22 protein-coding genes, 1 tRNA gene and 1 pseudogene are annotated in these 22,191 nt (G+C 70.6%); 18 read left to right on the top strand and 6 right to left on the bottom strand.

Annotation, left to right across the window (positions count from 1 at the left end):
* Positions 1 to 58: 58 nt before the first annotated feature.
* From purF to KDB89_RS10940, 12 genes are all read left to right on the top strand, one after another.
* Complete coding sequence (gene purF, locus KDB89_RS10995) at positions 59 to 1,492, top strand: amidophosphoribosyltransferase (protein ID WP_219080964.1); 1,434 nt, start codon at positions 59 to 61, stop codon at positions 1,490 to 1,492.
* Positions 1,489 to 2,529, top strand: a complete 1,041-nt coding sequence (gene purM, locus KDB89_RS10990; protein ID WP_219080962.1) for a phosphoribosylformylglycinamidine cyclo-ligase — start codon at positions 1,489 to 1,491, stop codon at positions 2,527 to 2,529. Before purF ends, purM begins: the two co-directional genes overlap by 4 nt.
* Positions 2,530 to 2,600: 71 nt before the next feature.
* A complete protein-coding gene (locus KDB89_RS10985; RefSeq protein WP_219080961.1) occupies positions 2,601 to 3,656 on the top strand; it encodes a heme/hemin ABC transporter substrate-binding protein in 1,056 nt (351 codons plus the stop codon).
* Positions 3,653 to 4,759, top strand: a complete 1,107-nt coding sequence (locus KDB89_RS10980; protein ID WP_255555886.1) for a FecCD family ABC transporter permease — start codon at positions 3,653 to 3,655, stop codon at positions 4,757 to 4,759. The genes KDB89_RS10985 and KDB89_RS10980 overlap by 4 nt, the downstream gene beginning before the upstream one ends.
* Positions 4,756 to 5,547, top strand: coding sequence for a heme ABC transporter ATP-binding protein (locus tag KDB89_RS10975; RefSeq protein ID WP_219080959.1), 792 nt, complete (start codon positions 4,756 to 4,758; stop codon positions 5,545 to 5,547). The genes KDB89_RS10980 and KDB89_RS10975 overlap by 4 nt, the downstream gene beginning before the upstream one ends.
* Positions 5,544 to 6,752: a hypothetical protein gene (locus tag KDB89_RS10970; RefSeq protein ID WP_219080957.1), complete on the top strand. Its 1,209-nt coding sequence runs from the start codon at positions 5,544 to 5,546 to the stop codon at positions 6,750 to 6,752. The genes KDB89_RS10975 and KDB89_RS10970 overlap by 4 nt, the downstream gene beginning before the upstream one ends.
* The gene (locus KDB89_RS10965; RefSeq protein WP_219080955.1) at positions 6,749 to 8,056 is read left to right on the top strand and encodes an HtaA domain-containing protein; all 1,308 of its coding nucleotides are present in this window, start codon (positions 6,749 to 6,751) and stop codon (positions 8,054 to 8,056) included. The genes KDB89_RS10970 and KDB89_RS10965 overlap by 4 nt, the downstream gene beginning before the upstream one ends.
* Positions 8,057 to 8,107: 51 nt before the next feature.
* A complete protein-coding gene (locus tag KDB89_RS10960) occupies positions 8,108 to 9,454 on the top strand; it encodes an HtaA domain-containing protein (protein ID WP_219080953.1) in 1,347 nt (448 codons plus the stop codon).
* Between the two features lie 5 nt (positions 9,455 to 9,459).
* A complete protein-coding gene (locus KDB89_RS10955) occupies positions 9,460 to 10,425 on the top strand; it encodes a WxL protein peptidoglycan domain-containing protein (RefSeq protein ID WP_219080951.1) in 966 nt (321 codons plus the stop codon).
* 9 nt (positions 10,426 to 10,434) lie between these two features.
* Positions 10,435 to 11,247 carry an alpha/beta fold hydrolase gene (locus KDB89_RS10950; RefSeq protein WP_219080949.1) on the top strand — a complete coding sequence of 271 codons (813 nt, stop codon included), beginning with the start codon at positions 10,435 to 10,437 and terminating at the stop codon, positions 11,245 to 11,247.
* On the top strand, positions 11,234 to 11,920 hold the full coding sequence (locus KDB89_RS10945; RefSeq protein ID WP_219080947.1) for an esterase/lipase family protein: 687 nt from the start codon (positions 11,234 to 11,236) through the stop codon (positions 11,918 to 11,920). Before KDB89_RS10950 ends, KDB89_RS10945 begins: the two co-directional genes overlap by 14 nt.
* 146 nt (positions 11,921 to 12,066) lie before the next feature.
* Positions 12,067 to 12,705: a biliverdin-producing heme oxygenase gene (locus KDB89_RS10940; protein ID WP_219080945.1), complete on the top strand. Its 639-nt coding sequence runs from the start codon at positions 12,067 to 12,069 to the stop codon at positions 12,703 to 12,705.
* 59 nt (positions 12,706 to 12,764) lie between these two features.
* Here the strand turns inward: KDB89_RS10940 and KDB89_RS10935 are convergent, their stop codons facing one another.
* Entirely contained in the window at positions 12,765 to 14,978 is a 2,214-nt protein-coding gene (locus tag KDB89_RS10935; RefSeq protein WP_219080943.1) for an NADP-dependent isocitrate dehydrogenase, read from the bottom strand.
* A 207-nt stretch (positions 14,979 to 15,185) separates the two neighbouring features.
* Here KDB89_RS10935 and KDB89_RS10930 point away from each other — a divergent pair, with 207 nt between their 5' ends.
* A complete protein-coding gene (locus KDB89_RS10930) occupies positions 15,186 to 15,398 on the top strand; it encodes a DUF3073 domain-containing protein (RefSeq protein ID WP_219080941.1) in 213 nt (70 codons plus the stop codon).
* A gap of 24 nt (positions 15,399 to 15,422) precedes the next feature.
* Positions 15,423 to 16,391, top strand: coding sequence for an alpha/beta hydrolase (locus KDB89_RS10925; RefSeq protein WP_219080939.1), 969 nt, complete (start codon positions 15,423 to 15,425; stop codon positions 16,389 to 16,391).
* Positions 16,392 to 16,400: 9 nt separating this feature from the next.
* Here the strand turns inward: KDB89_RS10925 and KDB89_RS10920 are convergent, their stop codons facing one another.
* Complete coding sequence (locus KDB89_RS10920; RefSeq protein ID WP_219080937.1) at positions 16,401 to 17,507, bottom strand: aminotransferase-like domain-containing protein; 1,107 nt, start codon at positions 17,505 to 17,507, stop codon at positions 16,401 to 16,403.
* Between the two features lie 77 nt (positions 17,508 to 17,584).
* Complete coding sequence (locus KDB89_RS10915) at positions 17,585 to 18,367, bottom strand: Ltp family lipoprotein (protein WP_219080936.1); 783 nt, start codon at positions 18,365 to 18,367, stop codon at positions 17,585 to 17,587.
* Between the two features lie 99 nt (positions 18,368 to 18,466).
* Between KDB89_RS10915 and KDB89_RS10910 the strand changes: the two genes are divergently transcribed.
* The 3 genes and pseudogenes from KDB89_RS10910 (at position 18,467) to KDB89_RS10900 (ending at position 19,763) form a co-directional block, all read left to right on the top strand.
* Positions 18,467 to 18,850 carry a metal-dependent transcriptional regulator gene (locus tag KDB89_RS10910; protein ID WP_219080934.1) on the top strand — a complete coding sequence of 128 codons (384 nt, stop codon included), beginning with the start codon at positions 18,467 to 18,469 and terminating at the stop codon, positions 18,848 to 18,850.
* Positions 18,765 to 19,343 (top strand): annotated as a pseudogene (locus KDB89_RS10905) (ABC transporter ATP-binding protein). Before KDB89_RS10910 ends, KDB89_RS10905 begins: the two are co-directional and overlap by 86 nt.
* A 180-nt stretch (positions 19,344 to 19,523) precedes the next feature.
* Positions 19,524 to 19,763 (top strand): tyrosine-type recombinase/integrase, encoded by a 240-nt coding sequence (locus KDB89_RS10900; protein ID WP_255556442.1) that lies wholly within the window; start codon positions 19,524 to 19,526, stop codon positions 19,761 to 19,763.
* A gap of 126 nt (positions 19,764 to 19,889) precedes the next feature.
* Here KDB89_RS10900 and KDB89_RS14675 read toward each other — a convergent pair whose 3' ends face one another.
* The 3 genes from KDB89_RS14675 to KDB89_RS10890 form a co-directional block, all read right to left on the bottom strand.
* A complete protein-coding gene (locus tag KDB89_RS14675) occupies positions 19,890 to 20,018 on the bottom strand; it encodes a hypothetical protein (RefSeq protein ID WP_255555885.1) in 129 nt (42 codons plus the stop codon).
* Between the two features lie 3 nt (positions 20,019 to 20,021).
* The gene (locus KDB89_RS10895) at positions 20,022 to 20,705 is read right to left on the bottom strand and encodes a hypothetical protein (protein WP_219080930.1); all 684 of its coding nucleotides are present in this window, start codon (positions 20,703 to 20,705) and stop codon (positions 20,022 to 20,024) included.
* A gap of 380 nt (positions 20,706 to 21,085) precedes the next feature.
* Positions 21,086 to 21,158 (bottom strand) — tRNA-Lys (locus KDB89_RS10890).
* 65 nt (positions 21,159 to 21,223) lie between these two features.
* On the opposite strand from KDB89_RS10890, the gene KDB89_RS10885 reads away from it, so the two are divergent.
* Positions 21,224 to 21,859: a hypothetical protein gene (locus KDB89_RS10885; protein WP_219080928.1), complete on the top strand. Its 636-nt coding sequence runs from the start codon at positions 21,224 to 21,226 to the stop codon at positions 21,857 to 21,859.
* The last annotated feature ends 332 nt before the right edge of the window (positions 21,860 to 22,191 follow it).

The raw sequence follows: 22,191 nt of genomic DNA, 5'->3' as shown, positions 1-22,191 counted from the left end.
CTAGTCATGGCTCCCCGTGAAGAGGTCCGCCCGGGGGCCTTCCGTATAGGCTGATCCGGTGCCGAACGACTTTGAAGGTCCGAAAGAGGAATGTGGCGTCTTCGGGGTGTGGGCACCCGAGGAGGACGTCGCGCAACTCACGTTCTACGGCCTGTTCGCGCTCCAGCACCGCGGGCAGGAGTCCGCGGGTATCGCGGTCAGCAACGAGCAGCGCATCATGGTCTACAAGGACATGGGGCTCGTGTCCCAGGTGTTCAACGAGGCCACGCTCCGGTCGCTGCCCGGGCGGCTGGCCATCGGCCACACGCGTTACTCCACGACCGGCGCGTCCGTCTGGAACAACGCGCAGCCCACGTTCCGCGCCACGCATCACGGCGGCCTCGCGCTGGCCCACAACGGCAACCTGACCAACACCGACGAGCTGGAGGACTGGCTCGCCGAGCTCGCCCCGTCGGAGAAGGTGCCGCGCAAGAAGACCATGGACTCGACCAACGACACCTCGCTGGTCACGGCCCTGATGTCCAGCTTCGGCGACCTGCCGCTCGAGGACGTCGCGCTCCGCGTCCTGCCGCGCCTCGTCGGCGCCTTCTGCCTCACCTTCATGACCGAGACGACGCTGTACGCCGCCCGCGACCCGCAGGGCATCCGCCCGCTGGTGCTCGGACGGCTGAGCAACGGCTGGGTCGTCGCGTCCGAGACCGCGGCCCTCGACATCGTCGGAGCGAGCTTCGTGCGCGAGGTCGAGCCCGGCGAGTTCCTCGCCATCGACGAGCGGGGCCTGCGGACGCAGCGCTTCGCCGAGCCCGCACCCAAGGGGTGTATCTTCGAGTACGTCTACCTCGCCCGCCCCGACACCACCATCGGCGGCCAGAACGTTCACTCCACCCGCGTGCGGATCGGCCGGAAGCTGGCCGAGGAGTTCCCTGTCGACGCCGATCTCGTCATCCCCGTGCCCGAGTCGGGCACGCCGTCGGCCATCGGCTACGCGCAGGGCTCCGGCATCCCCTACGGACAGGGTCTCGTCAAGAACGCCTACGTCGGCCGCACGTTCATCCAGCCGAGCCAGACCATCCGCCAGCTCGGCATCCGGCTGAAGCTCAACCCGCTCCGCGAGGTCATCGAGGGCAAGCGGCTCGTCGTCGTCGACGACTCCATCGTGCGCGGCAACACGCAGCGCGCCCTCGTGCGGATGCTCCGCGAGGCGGGCGCCAGTCAGGTGCACGTGCGCATCTCGTCGCCGCCCGTCCAGTGGCCCTGCTTCTACGGCATCGACTTCGCCACCCGGGCCGAGCTCATCGCGCCCGGGCTCAGCGTCGACGAGATCTGCACGTCCATCGGCGCCGACTCGCTCGGCTACATCTCCATCGAAGGCCTGACCGAGGCCACCCACATCCCGGCGGACAGCCTCTGTCGGGCCTGCTTCGACGGCAGGTACCCCGTCGCCATCCCACCCGCACAGGCCAAGCTCCTGAACCTGGAGGTCGTGAAGTGAACCAGAGCGCCTACGCCGCCGCCGGCGTCGACATCGAGGCCGGCGACCGCGCCGTCGAGCTGATGAAGGCGTCCGTGCAGCGGACGCGCCGCCCGGAGGTGCTCGGCGGGCTCGGCGGCTTCGCCGGGTTCTTCGACGCCTCCGCGCTGAAGGGCTACCGCAATCCGGTGCTGGCGACCTCGACCGACGGCGTCGGCACCAAGGTCGCCATCGCGCAGGCCCTGGACAAGCACGACACCATCGGCTTCGACCTGATCGGCATGCTCGTCGACGACCTCGTCGTCTGCGGTGCCGAGCCGCTGTTCGTGACCGACTACATCGCCACCGGCAAGGTCGTGCCCGAGCGCATCGCGGCCATCGTCTCCGGCATCGCCGACGCCTGCGTCGCGGCCGGCTGCTCGCTGGTCGGCGGCGAGACCGCCGAGCACCCGGGCCTGCTCGCCCCACACGAGTACGACATCGCCGGCGCCACCACCGGCGTGGTGGAGAAGGATCAGATCCTCGGCGCACACCTCGTCCAGCCCGGCGACGCGGTCATCGCGATGAGGTCGTCGGGCCTGCACTCCAACGGCTACTCGCTGGTGCGCCACGTCCTGCTGGAGCAGGCCGGCTGGAGCCTCGACCGCCACGTCGACGAGCTCGGCCGCACCCTGGGGGAGGAGCTGCTCGAGCCCACCAAGGTCTACGCGCTCGACATCCTCGACCTCATCTCGAAGGCCGACGTGCACGCGATGAGCCACATCACCGGCGGCGGACTCGAGAACAACCTCGCGCGCGTCATCCCCGACGGCATGGCCGCCGTTCTGCAGCGCGACAGCTGGACCCCGCCCGCGATCTTCCAGCTCGTGCAGCAGGTCGGCAATGTGCCGCAGGCCGACATCGACGCGACGCTGAACATGGGCGTCGGCATGGTCGCGATCCTCCCGCAGGACCAGGTCCCCGCAGCCCTGGCCGCGCTGCAGCAGCGCGAGGTGCACGGCTGGGTGCTCGGCGAGATCATCGACGAGGAGGGGGCCGGCGCGGCGCGGTTGGTCTGACCTGTGGCGCCGGCGGATTAATGCACAGGGAAGTTTGCAAAATCCGGTGAGGTTTGCCTAACCTGTGGGGCGTGACGATCGCTTCCCTTGCCCTGAGCCGGTGTCCGCAACTCCTTGCCGGAGCGCTGGTGCTGGCCCTGACGGCGTGCGGCGGGGCGACGTCCCCCCAGCGGGTTGACGACGCGCAGTCGCTAACCGGAGCCGTCACCGCCACCGTCGACGACGCGACGGTGCACGCGATCACCGACGACCCGCAGCCCGCGATCCCCGCCACCGTCACCGACGTCCAGGGCACCGAGGTCGTCGTCGACGACATCTCCCGCATCCTCGCGCTCGACCTCTACGGCACCACCTCGCGCATCGTCTTCGAGCTCGGCCTCGGCGCCAACGTCGTCGGCCGCGACTCATCGTCGACCTTCGACGAGATCGCCGACGCGACGCTCGTGACCCCGGCCGGCCACGAGCTCAACGCCGAGGCGATCCTGCAGCTGGCGCCGACCCTCATCATCACCGACACCAGCCTCGGCCCGTGGTCGGTCATCGAGCAGATGCGCGACGCGGGCGTCTCCGTCGTGGTCGTCGACTCGCACCGCTCGATGGACAACGTCGACGAGATCACCCGCCAGGTCGGCGCCGCCGTCGGCCTGTCGGACGAGGCCGAGAGGCTGGCCGAGCGCACGCAGGCCGAGATCGACGAGGCTGTCGCCGAGATCGCCCAGATTGCTCCCGCGGACGAGGGCGAGAAGCTCCGCGTCGCCTTCCTGTACCTGCGCGGCCAGTCCGGCGTCTACTACCTGTTCGGCGAGGGCTCCGGCTCCGACTCACTCATCGAGGCCCTCGGCGCGGTCGACGTGGCGAGCGAGGTCGGCGTGACAGGCATGAAGCCCATGACCGACGAGGCGCTCGTGGCCGCCAGCCCCGACGTGGTCCTCTGCATGACGAAGGGCCTCGAGTCCGTCGGCGGCGTGGACGGGCTGCTGGAGAACGTACCCGCGTTCGCGCAGACCCCCGCGGGCACCAACAGGCGCGTCATCGACATGGACGACTCCCAGATCCTGAGCTTCGGCTCCACCACGCCCGACGTGCTGCGCTCGCTCGCCTCCGCCCTCTACGGGGTAGACCTGTGAGCAGCGTCGCGTTCCGTCTCGAGACCGCCCCCGCCGCGGGCGACGAGCAGCCGCACCTCCCGCCGGAGCCGCGCGCCTGGCTGCCCGTGACGATGCTGACCGTGCTGCTGGTCGTGCTCGCCATCGCGACGGTCCTCTCCCTGGTCAACGGGCAGATGATCATCTCCCCGGGCGAGGTGTTCGCCTCGATCGGCGCCAAGCTCGGCATCGGCACCGTCGATCCGGCGCACGCCTACAGCGAGGCGGCCCTGTGGACCGTCCGGTTCCCACGCGTCGCGCTCGCGCTGGTCGTCGGGGCGGCCCTGTCGGTCGCCGGGGTGCTCATGCAGGGCGTCTTCGGGAACCCGCTCGCCGAGCCCGGCGTCATCGGCGTCTCGTCCGGCGCGGCCGTGGGCGCCTGCACCGTCATCGTGTTCGGCCTGTCGGCGCTCGGGTCCTGGACCCTGGTGGTCGCGGCCTTCCTCGGCGGCCTCGGCGCGACGATGCTCGCCTACCGGACCGCCCGCCGCGGCGGGCGCACGGAGGTCGTCACCCTCGTCCTGACCGGCGTCGCCATCAACGCCGTCTGCGGCGCCCTCATCGCGCTGCTCGTCTTCCTCGGCGACACGCAGGCCCGCGAGGAGATCGTCTTCTGGCAGCTGGGCTCCCTCAACGGCGCCCGCTGGACGCAGGTCGCCGTCGTCGCACCCCTGACCGTGACCGGGATCGTGGCCGCGCTGTGCCTGGCCCGTCAGCTCGACCTGCTGAGCCTCGGCGAGCGCTCCGCCCGCCACCTCGGCGTCGACGTCGAGCACCTGCGCCGCATCGCGATCCTCATCGTGGCCGTGCTGACCAGCGCCGCCGTCGCCTTCGGCGGCATCATCTCCTTCGTCGGGCTCGTCATCCCGCACCTCGTGCGCATGGTGCTCGGCCCCGGCCACCGCTGGCTCATCATCGTCTCCGCCGTCGGCGGCTCCGCGCTCCTGCTGATCGCCGACCTGCTCGCCCGCACGCTGGTGACCTACGCCGAGCTGCCCATCGGGATGCTGACCGCGCTCGTCGGCGGCCCGTTCTTCTTCTGGCTCATCCGCCGCGGCTCCCGCGGGGCCGGAGGCTGGGCATGAGCAGCGCCGTCACCGTCACCGGGGCCTCCGTCGCACTGTCGGGCAACCCGATCCTCAGCAACATCGACCTCGACGTCCGCGTCGGAGAGCTGGTTGCGCTCGTCGGCCCCAACGGAGCCGGCAAGTCGACGCTGCTCGCCGTCATCTCCGGCGACGTGCGCCCCGACGCGGGCGATGTGACCATGTTCGGCCGCGCGCTCGACTCCTGGCGCCCCGCCGAGGCCGCCCGCCACCGCGCCGTGCAGACGCAGCAGGCCCGCGTATCCTTCGCGTTCACCGGCGCCGAGGTCGTCCGGATGGGACGCGCCCCGTGGCACGGCACGGACGAGGCGGAGCGCGACGACGAGGTCGTCGCCGCCGCGATGGACCTGACCGAGACTCTCGGTTTCGCGCAGCGCCGCGTCCCGACGCTGTCCGGCGGCGAGGCGGCCCGCGTCAGCTTCTCCCGCGCCCTGGCCCAGGAGACGGCCCTGCTGCTGCTCGACGAGCCCACCGCCGCGCTGGACCTGCGCCACCAGGAGATGGAGCTCGCGCACATGCGCGACCGCGCCGACGCGGGCGTGGCGGTCGTCGTCGTGCTGCACGACCTGTCGCTCGCCGCCGCCTACGCCGACCGCGTCGTCCTGCTCGACCACGGCGTCGTCGTGGCCGACGGCACGCCCCGCGAGGTGTTGACCGCTGAGCTGCTCACGCAGGTCTACCGACACCCCGTCACCGTCATCGACGACCCCATCTCCGGCGGGCCAGTCGTGCTGCCGGTCCGTTCCAGAGTCCGGGAGTCCGTGTGAATAGGATCATCGCCGCAGCCACCACGCTGGCCGCCGCCCTCGGGCTGGCGCTGGCCGGCGCCCAGCCTGCCCAGGCCGCGGCCCGCGTCACGGCCACGTCGTCGCTCGGCAGCGCCGTGGCCAAGCCCGACGGTTCGACGACCTTCCAGATCAAGGGCAGCGGTTTCCAGTCCATCAAGGGGGGCTTCGGCGGCATCTACCTGATGTTCGGGTGGGTCGACGACCCGAGCGGGGGCTCCTGGAAGCCCAGCAACGGCGGCAAGACCGGCTCCGATCTCCTCTACGTCCCGGACTCCGAGACCAAGGACAACCAGGGCTACCAGAAGTTCATCGCCTTCCCCGGGTCCTCGACCGAGAGCTCCGCCAACGGCGGCGAGGTGTCGGCCAGCGGGAACTTCTCCGTCTCGCTGGTGGTGCCCGGCCCGGAGTTCACGGCCCAGGACCGCGACGGCAACTCGCGTTCGGTCGACTGCCTGGCGGTGCAGTGCGGCATCATCACCATCGGCGCGCACGGCGTGGTCAACGCGAAGAACGAGACGTTCACGCCCATCAGCTTCGGCGATGCCTCGGGGGCCAGCGGCACCAGCTCGACGTCCGGATCCACGGGTTCCTCCGGCTCCGACGGGTCGTCGTCGACCTCGGGTTCCACCGGCACGGCGACCACCCCGGCCGCGACGGCCGCGGCCTCGGCGGCGGAGGCCGAGGGTGATGCTGACGGCGAGGCGGCCGACGTCCCCGCGACCGTCGGGCTCAGCCAGAGCGCCATCCAGGCCGGCCGCGTCATCGGCTTCACCGGGCAGGGCTTCGAGGCAGGCGAGCAGGTCGTCGCCACCGTCGGCGCGGGACTGGCCGGGGTCGGCCCGCTGACCGCCGGCCGCTTCGGCGAGGTCGCCGGCGCCATCTCGCTGCCGAGCGACATGCGCGCCGGCACCCACGTGATCACCCTGACCGGCGCCGGCTCGGGCAAGGTCGCCGAGGCGGAGGTCTCCGTGATGGCCGACCCGTCGGCCGCCGCCGCGACCACCGAGACCCAGCCCGTCTCCGACTGGTGGCGCTACGCGGCCATCGCCGTCGCCGCGCTGGCGGGCGTCCTGCTCATCCTCATCGTCACCTCCCTGGTGACCGCCATCGTCCGGCGCCGGAAGGCCTCGCGTGCCGGCAAGGTCCGCCGTGTGAAGGCGCCGAGGGGCGGTGACGGCCTGTGAGGAGGTGGATCATCGCGCTCGTCGCCGGGGGGCTGTCGCTGACGCTCGGCCTCGGCACCGCGGCCGCCGACGACTCGAACGACGTCGTCGACGTGAACGTGGTGATCCCCTCCTTCGAGCGTGAGGTCGACGACGCGGTCCTCAGCTGGGGCGTCAACCCCGAGAGCGGCTCGGGCGCCTTCTTCGGCGGCTGCAATTTCCTGTCGGCCGGCAAGGCCGGCAACACCGGGTCCAGCCGCGTGTGGGCGCAGTCCGACGGCTTCTACTCCGCGAAGTCCGGCAACGTCACGATCGAGAAGCCCACCTCCGACACCACCTGGACCCGTCCTACCTGGGCCGACAAGTGCATCAACGCCCGCACAGGGGAGACCGTCACCACCGGCACCACGGACTACGGCACGGGCAACCGCTTCGTCATCTCGGGCGGCTCGGGAACCGTGAACGTGTCGACCAACACGGCGAAGGTCTCCTGGAAGGGCTCCGTGACGCTGGTCATGTACGGGGGGCTGACCTACTTCTGGGTCACAGATCCCGTCCTCACTCTCAAGAACGGCACGGGCACGCTGACCGCGACCGCCGGCGGCTACGGGGCCGACCGCGGCAACGCCTCGGTGTGGACCGCGCTCACGCCCCGCACCGTCACCATCGCAACGCTGACCGACGTCTCCCTGGGCAGCGACCTCGGGTTCTCCGACGAGCCGGCCTACCGCGGCGTCAAGGTCAACACCGCCGACGACTCCCAGACGCGCACCGGAGACGACTGGGGCGCCTTCCCACAGAGCTTCGTCGACTTCGCCTACGTCGCCGGCCAGGGGCCGTACTGGCACTCCTCGGGCGGCGTGCGCGACTTCGCCAAGCCCCCGACCGCGCTGTCCGTCAGCTGGTCCGCCTCGGACCGCGTCGACGACGCCGTGCCGACCACCCCGCCGCGCGGCGACGGCGACGACAACACTTCCGGGGGTGGCCCCTCGAACTCGACCGACCGGCCGAGCTCGACTGCCACCGCCAGCAATACAGGGCAGGCCGGCTCGTCCGGTTCCGGCACGACCTCCGGCGCTCCGGCGCAGGCGGTCGCCGCCACCGCTGCCCCCGTGGACGTGACCCCGGCCGACGCCGGCTGGATCGCGGCCACCACGCCCGACGCGCTGCTCAGCAGCCGCGGGCTCATCCCGGCAGCAGCCGCTGTCGCAGAGGACCCACGGGCGCTCCTGGTGATCGCGTCCTCGGCACTGGCCGCCCTCACGGCCGTCGCCGGCGTCGGATTCCGCCGCCGCTGGTTCGTGCTTCCGTGGTCCAAGGGCTGACCGGCCCCTGGAGCTCCACCCACCATCCACCCGTCACGTAAGGAACGTCATATGACCACCCGACTGACCCGCATCGCAGCCGCGGGCGCACTCGCCGCGGCGCTGAGCTTCGGCTCCGTCACCGCGGCCGACGCCGCAGAGCAGAGCGTCGAAGACATCACCCTGGACTGGGGCCTCTCGCAGGAGGCAGGCGGCGGCGCCTACTTCGGCGGCTGCAACTTCCTGAGCGCAGGCGCCGCCGGCAACACCGGATCGTCCCGCGTGTGGACCGAGGCCGACGGCTTCTACAAGGCCACCGACGGCAACGTCACCATCGTCAAGGACGGCGCCTCCGGCGACGAGACCCCGACCTGGGGCACCAAGTGTCTCGGCGCCAACGGCTCGGCCGTGGGGACCGGGGCCGGCTCATCGACCAACAACCGCGCCGTCTTCTCCGGCGGCACCGGCACCGTCGACCTCGAGGCCGGCACCGCCACCGTCTCCTGGACCGGTTCCTTCACCAGCGCCTTCTACGGCGGCATGACCTACTGGAGCGCCACCGACCCGGAGCTGGTGATCGACGCCGACGGCACCGGGACGCTGACCGCCACGCTCAGCGGCTACGGCACCTCGATGGACGACATGTCCAAGTGGGAGGCCATCTCCGGCCGCACCGTCACCATGGCCACGCTGACCGACGTCGAGCTGACGGCCGACGGCCTCACCGTCACCCCCGACTACCTCGGCGTGACCGTGTCCGGCGTGAGCCAGACCACCACCGGCACGTCGTGGGGCTCATTCCCGCAGTCGTTCGTCGACTTCCAGCAGCTGACCGGCCAGACCTCCTACTGGTACTCCTCGGGCGGCGGCGCCGACCCGAAGAAGCCCGCCACCGCGCTGACCGTCGGCTGGGACGTCGAGGAGGAGACCACGCCTCCCACCACCGAGCCCACCGAGCAGGACAAGGGCGACGTCGACGTCGAGGTCGTGGTGCCCGACACCACCGAGCCCGAGCCCGAGCCCGCGCTGACCCTCTCGGTCTCCGGCACCGCCAACCTCGGCACCGCCTCGGTGCTGCCGCAGGGCTTCTCCGCCTCCGGCGAGCTGCCCCAGGTGACCGTCAGCGACACCCGCGAGGGCGGCCAGTGGTCGGTCAACGGCTACGTCTCGGACTTCACCTCCAGCACGGGCGGCACCATCGCCGCCCGGTCGCTCGGCTGGCAGCCCAAGGTGATCTCAGGCGACGCCCAGGTCGGCGCCCGCGTCCAGGCCCACGCCCCCGGGCTCGCCGCCCCCGCGACGCTGGCCTCCGGCTCCGAGGGTGAGGCCACGCTCGGCTCGACCCTGACCCTGCACGCGCTGGCCTCCACCACCGCGGGCGCCTACAACGCCCAGCTCACGCTGACCGCCCTGGGCTGATGCAGATGCGCCCACGTGTCCTCGCCTCGGCGATCCTCGCACTCCTCCTCGTGGCCGTCGGCCTGCCGGCGCACGCCGACGTCTCCTGGAGCGTCGCCGTGTCCGACGACGGCTCCGGCCGCGCGAACTACGCGTACGAGGAGGAGCCCGGGTCGTCGGTCGAGGACACGTGGGTGCTCACCAACTCCGGCAGCGAGGACATCACGCTGCGGGTGTTCGCCACCGACGCGATCACCACCAGCTCGGGGCAGCTCGACCTGATCCCGAGCGACCAGGAGCCCACCGGGCTCGGCTCCTGGGTCACGACCTCCGCCGACGAGGTCACCCTCGAGCCCGGCGAGAAGCAGGAGATCGACGTCACCATCTCCGTGCCCGACGACGCGACGCCGGGCGACTACGCGGGGGGCCTCGTCAGCGTGCTGGCCGCCGGCGACGGGGGCACCGTCGCCGTCGAGCGGCGCCTCGGCACCCGCATCCACCTGCGCGTCCCCGGCGACGTCACCACGTCGCTCGCCGTCTCCGACCTCACGGTCGACGCGCCGCTGGCTCTGAACCCCTTCGCCGGCGTGGATCTGGCCGTCAGCTACCGGGTCACCAACGACGGGACCGGACGGGCCTTCGCGCCCGAGGTGCTCACGGCCTCCGGACCCGGCGGCCTCGGCTCGGGCCGCACCACGGGCGAGGTCCCCGAGACGCTGCCCGGCAGCACCGTCGACCGCGCGACGACCGTCGCAGGCGTCTGGGCACTCGGCCCGACGACAGTGTCGGTCAGCGTCCAGCCGACCGGCATCGACGGCACCATGGCCGACCCTGTCACCGCCGAGACCACCGTCTGGGTCGTCCCGTGGGGCTGGATCGCGATCGTCGCCGTGGTGGCGTTGGCCGGCATCGTGGTGGCCGTCGTCCGGGCCCGGTCCCGCTACGAGTGGGTCGACGCAGGCGCGGCCGACGCAGAGGATTCCACTCGCTAGGCTGCACCCATGTCACGTCGTCACACGTCCCGCGGGGAGGTGCGCTACCGCCGCCGCTACATCGGCACCGTCGAGTACCACACCAGCCGCAGCGGCTATGGCGACGCCTCGATGGTCGCCTACCGCTTCCCCTGTCAGGTCCCCGAGAAGTCCGGGCCGGACTTCGTCCTGGTGCACGGCATCGGCGTCTCCGCCCGCTCCTACGGGCCCACCGCCGTCGCGCTGGCGCAGCACGGCGACGTCCACCTCCTCGACCTGCCCGGCTACGGCCGCTCGCCCCGCCCCGACCGGGACATGACGATCGAGGACCACGCGGCCATGGTCGGCCGGTACCTGAAGGAGAAGGACCTCGACCACCCGGTCGTGGTGGGTCACTCCATGGGCACGCAGGTCGTCGCCGAGCTCGCCGCCGACTTCCCCGAGGAGGTCGACCACATCGTGCTCATCGCGCCGGTGGTCGTGCCCGACGCGCACTCGCTGCCCAAGTTGGCGACGCTCCTGCTGGCCAACGGCCTGCGCGAGCCTCCGCGCGTGACCGGCATGGCCCTCTACGACTACTTCTTCCGGGCCGGCGTGCCGTACATGGCGCGGCAGCTGCCGCACCTGCTCGGCACGGACATGGAGGAACTGGCCGCGGGCATCGAAGCGAAGACGCTGATCATCTGTGGGGACACGGATCCGATCGTCCCCCTGGGCTGGGGCCGCCGACTCGCCGGGCTGTTCCCCGAGGGCTGGTTCGCCGCGGTGCCGGGGCCCCACGCCACCATGTTCGCGGCCCCGCAGAGGATCGCCGACCTGATAGACGAGCATGCCCATCGCTGACGGCCTCCGCGTGGTGGCGCGGCGGGGCTGGTTCTGGGGAGCCGACTACCGCTACGTCGCCTGGGCGCTGGGCGGCGGCCTCATGCGCCGGGCCGTCCCCGCCCGCTACGCCGACGGCGACGGGCGCCCAGTGGTGCTGCTGCCGGGGGTGCTGGAGGACTGGACCATGATGCGCCCGGTCGCCGAGGCGCTGCACGCCGCCGGGCATCCCGTCCACACGCTGCCGGAGCTCCGCCGCAACACCGCCACCCTGGCCGACGGCGCCGTGATCGCCGCCGCCTACCTCGCGGTCCGCGACCTGACCGACGTCGTGCTGGTCGCGCACTCCAAGGGCGGACTTGTCGGCAAGCTCGTCATGCTGGGGGAGGAGGGCGCTCGGGTCCACTCGCTCGTGGCGGTCGCGACGCCGTTCGCCGGCTCTTCGCTGGCCAGGCTCATCCCCTGGCGGGTGGTCAGCTCGCTCAGCCCCGCGGACGCCGCGATCGTGGACCTGGGTGCCCGGAGTGAGGTCAACGACCGCATCACGTCGATCAGCCCCGCCTTCGACCCGCACATCCCCGGCGGGTCGCACCTGCCCGGCGCAGTCAACGTCGAGGTCGCGGCGATGGGTCACTTCCGGATCCTGAGCGACGCGGACACCCTGGCCGCCGTCGTCGACGCCGCCTCGCGCTGAGCCTCCCTGACGCCCACGTCATGGGTGGGACACCCTGTCGTCATGAAAGAGACACCCTGTCGCGAATGTGTCATACTGGCGTTGACGAATTAGGTATGCCTGACCTTACGTAATAGGTCGGGCGACGTGAAGAGGAGACCATCTCGATGACCACCCAGCTGGCCGCCACCGGACTCGCCGCCCGACTGCGCACGGAGACCCGCGCCGCCCACGAGAGCGCAGAGAACAGCGCCTTCATGACCCGCCTGGCCCACGGCGAGGCCACCCGCAAGGACCTGCTCGCGCTGACCCGGCAACTGCTGCACGTCTACGAGGCCCTCGAGGAAGCCGCCCGCGGGCTGGCCGACGACGAGTCCTTCGCGGCGTTCCACGATCCTGCGCTGGAGCGCGTGGAGTCGCTGCGCGCCGACCTTGCGGCCCTGGGCGACGGCGCAGAGGTGCCCCTGACCCCGGAGGCAGAGGCCTACGCCGACCGGATCCGGCGGATCTCCGGCAGCGCCCCGTCACTGGTCGCGCACCACTACACGCGTTACCTCGGCGACCTGTCGGGCGGCCAGGCGCTCGGCGCGATCTTCGGGCGCTCGCTCGGCATCGCCCCCGGCGACCCCGGCATCTCCTTCTACCATTTCGCCGACATCGAGAAGGTCAAGCCGTACAAGGACCGCTACCGCGACGCGCTCGACGCCGCCCCCTTCACCGAGGAGCAGCTCGACGAGGCCGTCGCGGAGTCGGTCGTCGCGTTCGAGCTCAACCAGGCCATCTTCGCCGCGCTCGACGCCCGCTGAGCACGGAGCAACGCCGCCGGATCCCGAGGGAACCGGCGGCGTTGCTGCGTCTGCGGAGGTCAGCCCAGTGCGTCGATCACGGCGTTGAGCGTCACCGACGGCCGCATGACGGCGGTTGTCTTCGCCTCGTCGGGGCGGTAGTAGCCGCCGATGTCGGCCGGGTGGCCCTGCACGCCGTTCAGCTCGCCGACGATCCTCGCCTCTCCATCGGCCAGCGCGGCGGCGACGGGGGCGAAGATGGCGGCCAGCTCCGCGTCGACGCTCTGGCCCGCCAGCTCCTCGGCCCAGTAGCGGCCGAGCCAGTAGTGCGATCCGCGGTTGTCGATGCCGCCGACGCGGCGGGTGGGCGACTTGTCGTTGTCGAGGAACGAGCCGGTGGCACGGTCGAGCGTGTCGGCCAGGACCTGGGCGCGCGCGTTGCCCTCCTCCTGAGCCAGGTGCTCGAACGACGCGGCCAGCGCGAGGAACTCGCCGAGGGAGTCCCAGCGCAGGTAGTCCTCCTCGACGAGCTGCTGCACGTGCTTCGGGGCCGAGCCGCCGGCTCCGGTCTCGAAGAGGCCGCCGCCCGCCATCAGCGGGACGACCGACAGCATCTTGGCGGAGGTGCCGAGCTCGAGGATCGGGAACAGGTCGGTGAGGTAGTCGCGCAGCACGTTGCCCGTCACCGAGATGGTGTTCCCCCCGGCGCGGATGCGCGTGACGCTCAGCGTCGTGGCCTCGACAGGGCTCAGGACCCGCAGGTCGAGACCGTCGGTGTCGTGGTCGGCGAGGTATGTCTCGACCTTCGCCGCGATGTTGCGGTCGTGGGCGCGCTCCGGGTCGAGCCAGAACACTGCGGGCCAGCCGGTGATCCGGGCGCGGCTCACGGCCAGCTTCACCCAGTCCTGCACGGGCGCGTCCTTGGTCTGGCAGGCGCGCCAGATGTCGCCCGCGGCCACGTCGTGCGAGGTCAGCACGTCGCCGGCCGCGTTCACGATCTCGACGACGCCGTCAGCGGCGATCTCGAAGGTCTTGTCGTGCGAGCCGTACTCCTCGGCCTTCTGCGCCATCAGCCCGACGTTGGGCACGGTGCCCATCGTGCGGGGGTCGAAGGCGCCGTTGGCCTGGCAGTCCGCGATGACGGCCTGGTAGACGCCGGCGTAGGAGGAGTCGGGCAGCACCGCGAGGGTGTCGTCCTCCTCGCCCGACGGGCCCCACATGTGGCCGGAGGTGCGGATCATCGCCGGCATCGAGGCGTCGACGATGACGTCGGAGGGGACGTGAAGGTTGGTGATGCCCTTGTCGGAGTTCACCATCGCCAGGCGCGGCCCTTCTGCCACCTCCTGCGCGAACGAGGTGCGGATCTCGGCGCCGTTGTCCAGGGCGTCGAGGCCGGCCAGGATCGCCCCGAGTCCGTCGTTGGGGGAGAGGCCGGCCGCGGCCAGGTCGGCGCCGAAGCGCTCGAACGTGGCGGGGAAGAAGGCCCGGATGACGTGGCCGAAGATGATCGGGTCGGAGACCTTCATCATCGTGGCCTTCAGGTGCACGGAGAACAGCACGCCGGACGCCTTGGCCGCGGCGACCTGATCGGCCAGGAACGCGTCGAGGGCGGCGGCGCGCAGCACGGCGGCGTCGACGATCTCGCCGGCGAGGACCGAGAGGTTCTCCTTGAGCGACGTGACGGTGCCGTCCGCGGCGCGGTGGCGGATCGTCAGCACGTCGTCGGAGGGCAGCACGACGGACAGCTCGGTGTGGCGGAAGTCGCCGTCGTCCATCGTCGCGACGGACGTCCTCGAGTCGGCGCTCCAGGCGCCCATGCGGTGCGGGTTCTTGCGCGCGTAGTTCTTGACCGACTCGGGCGCGCGACGGTCGGAGTTGCCCTCGCGCAGCACGGGGTTGACGGCGGAGCCCTTCACGCGGTCGTAGCGCGCGCGGACGTCGCGGTCCTCGTCGGTCGCGGGGTCCTCCGGGTAGTCCGGGATCGCGAAGCCCTGGCCCTGCAACTCGGCGATGGCCGCCTTGAGCTGGGGGACCGACGCCGAGATGTTCGGCAGCTTGATGATGTTCGCCTCGGGCGTCTTGGCCAGCTCGCCGAGCTCGGTCAGCGCATCGTCGACCCGCTGCTCCGCGGGCAGGACGTCGGGGAACTGGGCCAGGATGCGGGCCGCCAGGGAGATGTCGCGGGTCTCGACGTCCACCCCGGCCTGGCCGGCGAAGGCCCGGGCGATGGGCAGGAACGAGTAGGTGGCGAGAAGGGGTGCCTCGTCGGTGAGGGTGTAGATGATCTTGCCCATGGGCGTGAGTTCTCCTCATGATGTGGGGTCGCATCGCCAGCTTAGCGATGACGCGCCTTGTCGTCCGGCGTCAATCCACAGCGCGCGCGGTGTTCGCGGTGGGCGCTCTTTGGACTAGCCGGGGTGACCCGGTAGCCTGTACCCACGAGTTAGTTGAAGATTCCGCGGCCAGGCCGCGATGTACAAAGGCAAGGGGGTCGACCCGATATGGGGCGCGGCCGTGCAAAGGCGAAGCAGACCAGGGTTGCCCGCGATCTGAAGTATCGCGCGGTGGACACCGATTTCACCTCTCTGGAGCGTGAGCTCCGAGGCGATTCAGCCCTCGCTACGAGCGAGAGCAATGACCTCCCGGATCCCTACGCGGATCTTGCTGACCAGTACGCAGACTTCGAGGACGACGACGAGCGTCGCTCGTCCTGATCCGTCCGCAGCATGAACCCGTGGGTGCCTGACCGGGAACTCGCGGGTTTCGAGTGTCTGGAGTTCGAACTTCCCGACGAGCCGACGTATGCCCTGGAGCCTGAGCGCTCGCTCGTGGCGACGGTGGTGCGGCGGGCCGCTCCGCGGACCGCGCGGGCGGTGCTTTTCGTGCACGGCTGGAACGACTACTTCTTCCAGCGGCACCTGGCCGACGAGATGGACGCGCAGGGCTACGACTTCTACGCGATCGACCTGCGCCGATACGGCCGGTCGCTCCGGCCGAAGCAGCTCGCCGGGTACGTCGCAGCACTCGAGGACTACTACGTCGAGCTCGACCTCGCCGTCAGCCTGATGCGCGATGAGGGGCATGACGAGATCGTCCTGATGGGCCACTCGACGGGAGGCCTGCTCCTCTCGATCTACGCCAGCGAGCGGCCCGGCCAGTTCTCCGCGCTTGTGCTCAACTCGCCGTGGCTGGAGCTGCAGGCCATGTCGAGCATGAGGTCCGCCACGCAGCGCATGTTCAGCGCGGCGAGCGCGCTGCTGCCGACCACTCCCTTCCCCGGCACGGACAACGGCTTCTACCGGCGGTCCATCTCCGTGCGCGAGGACGGCGAGTGGACGTACAACGACAACCTCAAGGGCGACCCCGCCTTCCTGGTGCGGATCGGCTGGCTGTCGGCGATCATGGCTGCCCAGGGTCGGGTCGCCGCCGGCCTCGACATCGACTGCCCCGTGCTGGTGGCCGTCTCTGAGCGCACCGACTTCCGCCGCAAGTGGGACGAGGCCCTGTCGAAGGCCGACATCGTGCTCGACGTCAACGCCATCGCCGAGCGGGCACACTGCCTCGGCGACCTCGTCGTGCTCGTCCGGATCCCCGACGCGCTGCACGATCTCGCGCTCTCGGCGCCGGAGGTCCGGGCGCGAGTGTTCGCCGAGTACGGACGCTTCCTACGCTGCTACTCGATCGGCGCCGAGGGCCCAGCCGAGTAGCGCCACCCGCTAGGCGGCCTGCTCGCGGAGCAGGTCTGCGAGGGTGGCCAACCCGCGGTCGACGTCCGCTGGTGCGGCGTGGCTGAAGTTGAGCCGCAGGTGGCCGACCTCCGGCTCTCCGGGGTAGAACTCCTCGCCCGGCATGAACGCGACGCCTCGGCGCAGGCTCTCGTCGAGCAGGGTGCGCGTGTCGATGGGCGAGGGCAGCCGGAGCCAGAAGAACAGGCCGCCCGGCGGCGTCTCCCACTCGGCCAGGCCTGCGAAGTGCCGGTCGAGCGCGGCGGCGAACTGATCGCGTCTGCCCCGGTAGAAGTCGACGAGCCCGGTCAGCCTGGCCGGCCAGCCAGGTGACTCGATGGCGTCGAGCACGATCCGCTGCGAGAGCCGGGAGCTGTGCAGGTCGACGGACTCCTTCAGCATGACCAGGGGCGTGAACAGGTCCTCGGACGCGGCGAGGAACCCGAGCCGCAGCCCCGGCGCGAACGTCTTGGAGAACGAGCCCTGGTAGATCCAGGAGCCACCCCGAATCCGCGCGGCGATCGGCGTCGCGGGGAGGGGGTCGTAGGCGAGGTCGCGGTACGGGTCGTCCTCGAACAGTACCGTGCCGCTGGCGAGGCAGGCGGCGGCGAGCGCGTCCCGCTCGGCCGGGGTCGCGCAGTGCCCCGTCGGGTTCGCGAAGGTGGGGATGGCGTAGGCCAACCGCGCCCCGCCGTGACCGACCTGATCGAGCCCGACGAGCCTCGCCCCGTAGAGGCGGAACACCTGGAGCGCGGCGAGATAGGTGGGCGACTCCACCGCGGTGGGGGTGCCCGCGTCGATCAGCAGTTTGGCGGCGAGGTCGATGCCCTGCTGGCTGCCGCTCAGAATCATGACGCGGTCCGCGGGGGCGTCGAGGCCCAGCGCCGTCAGCTGGGCCGAGACGGCCTCCCGCAGTTCCGGATCCCCCTGGCTGGGGCCGTACTGGAGGACGCTTGGCTCCACCGACGCGGACCAGGACGGCAGCGTCTCCGTGGCGGGCAGGCCGCCCGCGAAGGAGACCATGCCCGGCCGGTCGGCGACGGCGAGGATCCGCCGGATGGGGGAAGGGCGCAGGCGCTCGATGCGTTCGGACAGCATGGGGGCTCCTCGGTGTTGATCGTCAGAGCCCCAGTCCTATCGTGTAGGCCCGACGCCCGGACGCCCGTCTCATGCTGTCAGTCGTTCAGGTGCTTCAGCGCGTAGTCGGCCTGCTTGGCGGTGAACTGCTCGCCGTAGTCGCTGATCAGCTGGTCGCGGATCGCGGAGTCGGACATGGACATGTGCTCGCGGTAGCTCTGCGCGGACTCGAGCGCCTCTGCGTTCCAGTCGGCGTCGACGTGCTTCAGGGCGTAGTCGGCCTGTTTGGCGGTGAACTGCTCGCCGTAGTCGCTGGTCAGCTGGTCGTGGAGGCTGGCCTCGCTGAAGGCCATGGAGTCGACGTAGCTCTGCGCGGACTCCAGCGCCTCAGCGTTCCAGTCGACGTCGACGTGCTTGATCGCGTAGTTGGCGGCCTTCTTCGGGAACTGCTCGGCGTAGTCGCTGGTCAGCTGGTCGTACAGGCCGGCCTTGCTGAAGGACATCAGGTCGATGTAGCCCTGCGCGGAATCCAGGGCGGCCAGGTACTCGGCGGGGACCTCCGGCTCGGGCTCCTCAGTGGGCTCCTCGGCTGCCTCCTCCGTGGACTCGGCTGGCTCCGGCGCAGCCTCCGCGGTGGAGGCATCCTCCGCCGGGGTTGCCGCCGCAGTGGTAGGGGCCGAGCTGGCGGCGACCGCCTCGGTGGTGGCGTTGTCTGTGGCAGCGGCAGTGCTGGTGGCTTCGGTCGCCGGGTCCGCAGCCTCGGGCTCATCTCCACCCATGGCGCCGATGGCGCCGAACAGAATGACGGCCGCGGCGGTGATGATGAACCACCAGCGCATGTAGAAGGGCTTCCTGCCCGAGGGGACCAGTGGGGCGGTCATGATTTCCCCGTTCCTTTCGTCGATCTGATTTCAGGCTAGGGACGGGGTCCGACAGTTTTCTTCCGCGGTCGCGTCGCGACCCGGCGATACGCTGGCCGCATGTCCGTTTCCGAGCTGTCGGCGAGCACCCAGAACTACCTCAAGGCGGTGTGGGGGCTCTCCGAGTGGTCCTCCGATCTGGTGACTCCGTCGCTCATCGCTGAGCGGACGGGGCTCAGTCTGTCCTCGGTCTCCGACGCGCTGCGCCGGATGACGGGTCAGGGACTCGTGGACCATGCGCCCTACGGATCCGTCGTCCTGACCGACACGGGCCGTGCCCATGCGCTGGCGATGGTGCGCCGCCACCGGCTGATCGAGGCCTTCCTGGTCACCGCGCTCGGCTGCACAGAGCGCGCGGGTGCCGGTCCTGTCGGCCCGCAACGTGCGCAAGACCTACGGCGGAGGCGACGGCAGCTTCGAGGCGCTCAAGGGCGTCACGCTTGACATCCACGAGGGGGAGTCGCTGGCCATCGTCGGGAAGAGCGGGTCGGGCAAGTCGACGCTGATGCACCTCATGGCGCTGCTCGACGCGCCGACGGACGGCACGATCATGATGGACGGGCGCGATGTCGCCGACCTGAGGCCGAAGCAGCTGAACCGCGCGCGCAACAAGACGTTCGGCTTCGTGTTCCAGCAGTTCTTCCTCACCCCTAACCAGAGCGTCCTCGAGAACGTCATGCTGCCGCTCAAGATCGCCGGCCTGGCCGCGCGCCCGCGCCGCGACCGGGCCACGGCCGCGCTCGAGCAGCTCGAGCTCGCCGACAAGGCCCACAACTAGGCCGTCAACCTTTCCGGCGGTCAGAAGCAACGCGCCGTCATCGCCCGCGCGATCGTCGGCAATCCCCGTGTCCTCTTCGCCGACGAGCCGACGGGCAACCTCGACTCCGCGACCGGCAAGGTCGTGGAGGACATCCTCTTCGACCTGAACCGGGAGTAGGGCATCACCCTGATCATCGTCACGCACGACTACGAGCTCGCGGCCCGGTGCGACCGGCAGGTCCGCGTCCGCGACGGCCGCATCGAGCAGGAGCTCAAGGCGGTGGCGGCATGAAGTCTAGGGAACTCATCCGCACCGCGGTCGGCAACACCTTGCGCTTCCCCCAAGCGCGACTGGCAGCTGTGGACCGACGCGCTGGCGCGGGCGAAGGTGCCGCACGTCCCGCTGCACGGCGCACGCGGATCGGCAGCGTCACTGCTGGGTGAGCTGGGCGTCCCGGACCGCATGATCGTCGACATCCTCGGCCACCGCGACATCAAGGTCACGCAGCAGCACTACCTCACGACGCGCGAGAGCGAGCGCCGCAAGGCCCTGGGTAAGGCGGCCAGGGCGCTCAAGCTGGACCAGCTGACCGCCTGACCGGCTACCGGGCGAGCCACTCAGGCAGCCATGCGAGGAACCCATAAGCGAGCGTGAACCCGACAACGGCCGTCATGACACCGATACGCGTGCGTCTTTTCATGCCTGGATGGTAGCGACGGTCGCCTAGCGGAACTGGCTGGCCATCCAGTTGGCAATCCACGGTGCGGCGACCTCCTGGAACCACGGCATACCCCAGATGATGACGGCCACGATGATGGCGATGGTGACCAGCGGCCCGATGACGCTTCTCATGGGTCAGCTCGCTCGCGCCGGGCACTCGCGCCGGAACGCCTCGTTCTTGTAGTCGCGGATCGCCTCGTCCTGGTCGTAGGTGCGTTCGTCGCGGTCGGCCGGGAAGCCGAGCAGTGGTGCGATGGCGTCGTTCAGTTCGAGGTTGGTGAGGTCGGCGTCGGCCTCGCACAGGCCCTCATCGGTGGTGAGGTCGTAGCCAGACGTGTCCACGGCTGCGCTCCCGTCGTCGCTCTCGTCCTCGGTGTCCAGCGCGTCGCCGGTCCCCTCAACGATGGTGCCGCCGATCGCGTAGGTCACGGCGTAGGGGCGGTCCGTGTTGACGATCCAGTTCTCGCCGACGACGAAGTTCGTGACGAGGGCCTTGAGGTTCTGCGCCGCCTCATGGACGGCACTCTCGCCGGTGAAGATCATCAGGACGTCGGCGTCTGAGCACTGGCCGGATTGCAGGGCGAGGGCAACCCGGTCGTCGCGCTGCCAGTCTGTGCAGTAGTAGCCGCCCGCGCCGAGGGCATCCCTCAACGCCTCCACGGACTCGTAGCGCTGGGCGACCGGCGCCGACGAGAGTGCGCCGGGGAAGGGCTCTGTCGCCGCGGTGGCCGGCGTGGTCGATTCTGCCGCATCCGTGGCGCCGCATCCGGCGAGCAGCAGCATCGCTGCGACGGCGAGCGCCGTCCTGGTCCTAGTCATCCCGCTCTCCTTCCGCATGGGGGCATCGTGCCATAGGCGCTGATGGCTAGGTGCGCGGCCGCTCCTAAGGTGTTGTTTCGCACACCCGTTCGGTTTGTCTCGGACCTCTCCGACCGGCTGTCGGACATGGAGCGACAGACGCACAACGACCCCCGGCGGAGATGCCGGGGGTCGCCGTGGTTAGTGATCGGTCACGCCCTGGGCGGTGGCCCTCCGGGAGATTTCGCCCACGAGGTAGGGCTGCCCGACAACAGCAACGCCCCCGACCTCGTGTGAGGTCGGGGGCGTTTTCTGCGTTCAGGGGCAGCGTCCGGGAAGAATGGCTGTCGCGATGGCTGTCACGGGAGCCGCTGAACGGCGTTCAAATCGCTCTGACTAGGTGCCCCCAACGGGGCTCGAACCCGTGACCCATGGATTAAAAGTCCACTGCTCTACCAACTGAGCTATAGGGGCGTCACGCAGTCTAGGGCATCCGCGCCTGGCGCCGCCCGGCTGGCTCGACGTGGCAGGCTGGGGGCATGTCGCCCCTGGCCTGGTTCCTCGTCGTGGTGGCGGCGGGCGTCGTGCTGCTCGCCGCGGCAGTGCTGCTGGACCGTCGACAGCGGCGTGCGGTCACCGGCGCGGGCGAGCCGGCACCCCGGCGCGGGGTCGAGTCCGTGGACCGCATCGTGCCCCACTACGTCACGCAGGACGAGATCGACGCGATGCCCTCTCCGGCGGCCGACCCGTCGGGTGGCCTCCCGCACCGCGGCGAGGGGTTCGGGTTCGGTCACGCGCACCCGGACTTCGCGACGGGAAGCGGGGGAGCGGAGCTGACCGGTCCCCGATTCCTGGTCGTCGACGGCGACGTGACGTCGATGCGGGAACTGCTCGCGCCGCTGGGGACCGCGACCGTCGAGTCGCCGCTGGTGCTGGTGGCCGCGCACATCGCCGGCGAGGTCCTCGTGACGCTGGCCGCCAACCGGCGGGCGTTCGGGATGCCAGTGGTCGCGGCGGTGGCCGGGACCCGCGACCGGCGTAGACTCGCCGAGCTGACCGGCGCGAGGCCGGTCGCGGAGGACGATCTCCGCTCCGGTTACCTCCCTGCAGACATCTATGGCACCGCAGCCGCCTGGTCGAGCACGGGGACGCGGGCCTGGGTGCAGACTGCCTGAGCTGTGAGGAACCTGAACCTCAACCTCGCGAACTGAACCTCAAGCGGTGCTTCACCTGAGCTGTGACTGCACGTTTCCTGAGGATGCGGATCGCTTCCTCAGGATTGGCAAGAGGCCAGGACCGCCCGGGAGAACCCCTAGTCAACCCTGAGATACCCCTTGTCAGAACGCCATTAATGACACGGGTGTGGTTTCTCCCACGCATGCGGCGTGTCGCTTCGCAAGTCTCTCAGCAAACTCTCAACCACCCTTGTTGTGACCCTGAGAGCGTTCTTAGGGTCCAGGGCATCGGCAGACGTGTCGGGGTCGCCAAGGCTCGAGGAAGCGTCACG

This window comes from Tessaracoccus palaemonis, assembly GCF_019316905.1.
In the GTDB taxonomy this organism is placed as follows: Bacteria; Actinomycetota; Actinomycetes; order Propionibacteriales; family Propionibacteriaceae; genus Arachnia; species Arachnia palaemonis.
This window is presented reverse-complemented; position numbering and strand designations above follow the sequence as displayed.

Coding starts and splice junctions, on each gene's coding strand:
- KDB89_RS10975 (WP_219080959.1), top strand. CDS start 4,756: ATGAGCAGCGCCGTCACCGTCACCGGGGCCTCCGTCGCACTGTCGGGC.
- KDB89_RS10960 (WP_219080953.1), top strand. CDS start 8,108: ATGACCACCCGACTGACCCGCATCGCAGCCGCGGGCGCACTCGCCGCG.
- KDB89_RS10955 (WP_219080951.1), top strand. CDS start 9,460: ATGCGCCCACGTGTCCTCGCCTCGGCGATCCTCGCACTCCTCCTCGTG.
- KDB89_RS10950 (WP_219080949.1), top strand. CDS start 10,435: ATGTCACGTCGTCACACGTCCCGCGGGGAGGTGCGCTACCGCCGCCGC.
- KDB89_RS10945 (WP_219080947.1), top strand. CDS start 11,234: ATGCCCATCGCTGACGGCCTCCGCGTGGTGGCGCGGCGGGGCTGGTTC.
- KDB89_RS10940 (WP_219080945.1), top strand. CDS start 12,067: ATGACCACCCAGCTGGCCGCCACCGGACTCGCCGCCCGACTGCGCACG.
- KDB89_RS10935 (WP_219080943.1), bottom strand. CDS start 14,978: ATGGGCAAGATCATCTACACCCTCACCGACGAGGCACCCCTTCTCGCC.
- KDB89_RS10930 (WP_219080941.1), top strand. CDS start 15,186: ATGGGGCGCGGCCGTGCAAAGGCGAAGCAGACCAGGGTTGCCCGCGAT.
- KDB89_RS10920 (WP_219080937.1), bottom strand. CDS start 17,507: ATGCTGTCCGAACGCATCGAGCGCCTGCGCCCTTCCCCCATCCGGCGG.
- KDB89_RS10915 (WP_219080936.1), bottom strand. CDS start 18,367: ATGACCGCCCCACTGGTCCCCTCGGGCAGGAAGCCCTTCTACATGCGC.
- KDB89_RS10910 (WP_219080934.1), top strand. CDS start 18,467: ATGTCCGTTTCCGAGCTGTCGGCGAGCACCCAGAACTACCTCAAGGCG.
- KDB89_RS14675 (WP_255555885.1), bottom strand. CDS start 20,018: ATGAGAAGCGTCATCGGGCCGCTGGTCACCATCGCCATCATCGTGGCC.
- KDB89_RS10895 (WP_219080930.1), bottom strand. CDS start 20,705: ATGACTAGGACCAGGACGGCGCTCGCCGTCGCAGCGATGCTGCTGCTC.
- KDB89_RS10885 (WP_219080928.1), top strand. CDS start 21,224: ATGTCGCCCCTGGCCTGGTTCCTCGTCGTGGTGGCGGCGGGCGTCGTG.